Annotated in this window: 2 tRNA genes and 3 rRNA genes; all 5 read right to left on the reverse strand. The window is 50.8% G+C overall.

From position 1 onward, the window contains the following. Positions 1-67: 67 nt before the first annotated feature. The 5 genes from AB4Y84_RS12635 to AB4Y84_RS12655 all read right to left on the reverse strand — a co-directional run bounded on the left by AB4Y84_RS12635 (position 68) and on the right by AB4Y84_RS12655 (position 5,072). Positions 68-159, reverse strand: a tRNA-Ser gene (locus tag AB4Y84_RS12635). Positions 160-161: 2 nt separating this feature from the next. Further along, positions 162-236 (reverse strand) — tRNA-Asn (locus AB4Y84_RS12640). Positions 237-245: 9 nt separating this feature from the next. Continuing rightward, a 5S ribosomal RNA gene (gene rrf, locus AB4Y84_RS12645) occupies positions 246-361 on the reverse strand. Between the two features lie 91 nt (positions 362-452). Further along, positions 453-3,374, reverse strand: a 23S ribosomal RNA gene (locus tag AB4Y84_RS12650). 146 nt (positions 3,375-3,520) lie between these two features. Further along, positions 3,521-5,072: ribosomal RNA gene (locus AB4Y84_RS12655) — 16S ribosomal RNA — on the reverse strand. The 16S, 23S and 5S rRNA genes sit together here with 2 tRNA genes alongside, the layout of an rRNA operon. Positions 5,073-5,145: the final 73 nt, after the last annotated feature.

The raw sequence follows: 5,145 nt of genomic DNA on the forward strand, positions 1-5,145 counted from the left end.
TGTTACCGCCGTGAAAGGGCGGTGTCTTAACCACTTGACCAACGGGCCAAATATTATAAATTCCTTATGGCGGAGAGCAAGGGATTCGAACCCTTGATACGCTTGTGACGTATACACGATTTCCAATCGTGCTCCTTCGGCCAACTCGGACAGCTCTCCAATGGCTCCGCAGGTAGGAATCGAACCTACGACCGATCGGTTAACAGCCGATAGCTCTACCGCTGAGCTACTGCGGAATAATATAAGCCTGGCAACGTCCTACTCTCACAGGGACAAGGTCCCAACTACCATCGGCGCTAGAGAGCTTAACTTCCGTGTTCGGTATGGGAACGGGTGTGACCTCTCTGCCATCATYACCAGACTTTTAACATTATACACATTCTTTTGAGAATGTCAAAAGGAATTTTAAATATATATTCCTTCAAAACTAGATAACATTWGCTTCATATTATATGGTTAAGTCCTCGATCTATTAGTATTCGTCAGCTCCACATGTCACCATGCTTCCACCTCGAACCTATCAACCTGATCATCTTTCAGGGATCTTACTAGCTTACGCTATGGGAAATCTCATCTTGAGGGGGGCTTCATGCTTAGATGCTTTCAGCACTTATCCCTTCCGCACATAGCTACCCAGCTATGCCCTTGGCAGAACAACTGGTACACCAGCGGTGCGTCCATCCCGGTCCTCTCGTACTAAGGACAGCTCCTCTCAAATTTCCTGCGCCCACGACGGATAGGGACCGAACTGTCTCACGACGTTCTGAACCCAGCTCGCGTACCGCTTTAATGGGCGAACAGCCCAACCCTTGGGACCGACTACAGCCCCAGGATGCGATGAGCCGACATCGAGGTGCCAAACCTCCCCGTCGATGTGGACTCTTGGGGGAGATAAGCCTGTTATCCCCGGGGTAGCTTTTATCCGTTGAGCGATGGCCCTTCCATGCGGAACCACCGGATCACTAAGCCCGACTTTCGTCCCTGCTCGACTTGTAGGTCTCGCAGTCAAGCTCCCTTATGCCTTTGCACTCTACGAATGATTTCCAACCATTCTGAGGGAACCTTTGGGCGCCTCCGTTACACTTTAGGAGGCGACCGCCCCAGTCAAACTGCCCACCTGACACTGTCTCCCGGGTCGATRAGACCCGTAGGTTAGAATTTCAATACAGTCAGGGCGGTATCCCACCAGCGCCTCCACCGAAGCTAGCGCTCCGGTTTCAATGGCTCCCGCCTATCCTGTACAAACTGTACCAAAATTCAATATCAGGCTACAGTAAAGCTCCACGGGGTCTTTCCGTCCTGTCGCGGGTAACCTGCATCTTCACAGGTACTATAATTTCACCGAGTCTCTGGTTGAGACAGTGCCCAAATCGTTACACCTTTCGTGCGGGTCGGAACTTACCCGACAAGGAATTTCGCTACCTTAGGACCGTTATAGTTACGGCCGCCGTTTACTGGGGCTTCAGTTCAGAGCTTCGCTTACGCTAACCCCTCTCCTTAACCTTCCAGCACCGGGCAGGTGTCAGCCCCTATACTTCGCCTTACGGCTTCGCAGAGACCTGTGTTTTTGCTAAACAGTCGCTTGGGCCTATTCACTGCGGCTTTCCGTTAAGAAAGCACCCCTTCTCCCGAAGTTACGGGGTCATTTTGCCGAGTTCCTTAACCAGAGTTCTCTCGCACACCTTAGGATTCTCTCCTCGCCTACCTGTGTCGGTTTGCGGTACAGGCACCTTTTATCTCGCTAGAAGCTTTTCTTGGCAGCGGGGAATCAAAGACTTCGCTCCATAAGGAGCTTCCCCATCACAGCTCAGCCTTCACGATAAGCGGATTTGCCTACTTATCAGCCTAACTGCTTGGACGTGCACAACCAATCGCACGCTTCTTCTATCCTTCTGCGTCCCTCCATTGCTCAAACGATAAAGAGGTGGTACAGGAATATCAACCTGTTGTCCATCGCCTACGCCTGTCGGCCTCGGCTTAGGTCCTGACTAACCCTGAGCGGACGAGCCTTCCTCAGGAAACCTTAGGCATTCGGTGGACGGGATTCTCACCCGTCTTTCGCTACTCATACCGGCATTCTCACTTCTAAGCGCTCCACCAGTCCTTCCGGTCTGACTTCACTGCACTTAGAACGCTCCCCTACCACTGATACCATTGGTATCAATTCGCAGCTTCGGTGGTGTATTTAGCCCCGGTACATTTTCGGCGCAGAGTCACTCGACTAGTGAGCTATTACGCACTCTTTAAATGGTGGCTGCTTCTGAGCCAACATCCTAGTTGTCTAAGCAACTCCACATCCTTTTCCACTTAATACACACTTTGGGACCTTAGCTGGCGATCTGGGCTGTTTCCCTCTTGACTACGGATCTTATCACTCGCAGTCTGACTCCTAAGGATAAGTCATTGGCATTCGGAGTTTGACTGAATTCGGTAATCCGATGAGGACCCCTAGTTCAATCAGTGCTCTACCTCCAAGACTCTTACACTTAAGGCTAGCCCTAAAGCTATTTCGGGGAGAACCAGCTATCTCCAGGTTCGATTGGAATTTCTCCGCTACCCACACCTCATCCCCGCACTTTTCAACGTGCGTGGGTTCGGGCCTCCATTCAGTGTTACCTGAACTTCACCCTGGACATGGGTAGATCACCTGGTTTCGGGTCTACGACCACGTACTAAACGCCCTATTCAGACTCGCTTTCGCTGCGGCTCCGCCTCTTCAGCTTAACCTYGCACGGGATCGTAACTCGCCGGTTCATTCTACAAAAGGCACGCCATCACCCATTAACGGGCTCTGACTATTTGTAGGCACACGGTTTCAGGATCTCTTTCACTCCCCTTCCGGGGTGCTTTTCACCTTTCCCTCACGGTACTGGTTCACTATCGATCACTAGGGAGTATTTAGCCTTGGGAGATGGTCCTCCCRGATTCCGACGGAATTTCACGTGTTCCGCCGTACTCAGGATACATTCAAGAGAGAACGAAGTTTCGACTACGGGGTTRTTACCCTCTGTGACGGACCTTTCCAGGTCGCTTCGTCTACCTCGTTCCTTTGTAACTCCGTATAGAATGTCCTACAACCCCAAGAGGCAAGCCTCTTGGTTTGGGCTAGATTCCGTTTCGCTCGCCGCTACTCAGGAAATCGCATTTGCTTTCTCTTCCTCCAGGTACTTAGATGTTTCAGTTCCCTGGGTCTGTCTTCCATACCCTATGTATTCAGGTAAGGATACCATACCATTACGTATAGTGGGTTTCCCCATTCGGAAATCTTCGGATCAAAGCTTACTTACAGCTCCCCGAAGCATATCGGCGTTAGTCCCGTCCTTCATCGACTCCTAGTGTCAAGGCATCCACCGTGCGCCCTTTCTAACTTAACCAAACTAAAATTAAAAAAATATGAGCTACACTGTTATCTAGTTTTCAAAGAACATACATTTAAACTTGAGAGATAGTTCTCTCAAAACTGAACGAAACAAAACAAGTCAACGTTTATTGATGAACTGCGTTCATCAATTCTCCATAGAAAGGAGGTGATCCAGCCGCACCTTCCGATACGGCTACCTTGTTACGACTTCACCCCAATCATCTGTCCCACCTTAGGCGGCTGGCTCCATAAAGGTTACCCCACCGACTTCGGGTGTTACAAACTCTCGTGGTGTGACGGGCGGTGTGTACAAGGCCCGGGAACGTATTCACCGCGGCATGCTGATCCGCGATTACTAGCGATTCCAGCTTCATGTAGGCGAGTTGCAGCCTACAATCCGAACTGAGAACGGTTTTATGAGATTAGCTCCACCTCGCGGTCTTGCAGCTCTTTGTACCGTCCATTGTAGCACGTGTGTAGCCCAGGTCATAAGGGGCATGATGATTTGACGTCATCCCCACCTTCCTCCGGTTTGTCACCGGCAGTCACCTTAGAGTGCCCAACTTAATGATGGCAACTAAGATCAAGGGTTGCGCTCGTTGCGGGACTTAACCCAACATCTCACGACACGAGCTGACGACAACCATGCACCACCTGTCACTCTGCTCCCGAAGGAGAAGCTCTATCTCTAGAGTTTTCAGAGGATGTCAAGACCTGGTAAGGTTCTTCGCGTTGCTTCGAATTAAACCACATGCTCCACCGCTTGTGCGGGCCCCCGTCAATTCCTTTGAGTTTCAGCCTTGCGGCCGTACTCCCCAGGCGGAGTGCTTAATGCGTTAACTTCAGCACTAAAGGGCGGAAACCCTCTAACACTTAGCACTCATCGTTTACGGCGTGGACTACCAGGGTATCTAATCCTGTTTGCTCCCCACGCTTTCGCGCCTCAGTGTCAGTTACAGACCAGAAAGTCGCCTTCGCCACTGGTGTTCCTCCATATCTCTACGCATTTCACCGCTACACATGGAATTCCACTTTCCTCTTCTGCACTCAAGTCTCCCAGTTTCCAATGACCCTCCACGGTTGAGCCGTGGGCTTTCACATCAGACTTAAGAAACCACCTGCGCGCGCTTTACGCCCAATAATTCCGGATAACGCTTGCCACCTACGTATTACCGCGGCTGCTGGCACGTAGTTAGCCGTGGCTTTCTGGTTAGGTACCGTCAAGGTGCCAGCTTATTCAACTAGCACTTGTTCTTCCCTAACAACAGAGTTTTACGACCCGAAAGCCTTCATCACTCACGCGGCGTTGCTCCGTCAGACTTTCGTCCATTGCGGAAGATTCCCTACTGCTGCCTCCCGTAGGAGTCTGGGCCGTGTCTCAGTCCCAGTGTGGCCGATCACCCTCTCAGGTCGGCTACGCATCGTCGCCTTGGTGAGCCGTTACCTCACCAACTAGCTAATGCGACGCGGGTCCATCCATAAGTGACAGCCGAAGCCGCCTTTCAATTTCGAACTATGCAGTTCAAAATATTATCCGGTATTAGCCCCGGTTTCCCGGAGTTATCCCAGTCTTATGGGTAGGTTACCCACGTGTTACTCACCCGTCCGCCGCTAACTTCATAAGAGCAAGCTCTTAATCCATTCGCTCGACTTGCATGTATTAGGCACGCCGCCAGCGTTCATCCTGAGCCAGGATCAAACTCTCCAATAAAGTTAGTTTGTCTAGCATCTAAAAATAAAAATTGACGTTCACGTTGTTTGTTTCGTTCAGTTTTCAAAGAACT

The organism is Stenotrophomonas sp. 2YAF22 (genome assembly GCF_052114665.1).
Lineage (GTDB): Bacteria > Pseudomonadota > Gammaproteobacteria > Xanthomonadales > Xanthomonadaceae > Stenotrophomonas > Stenotrophomonas indicatrix.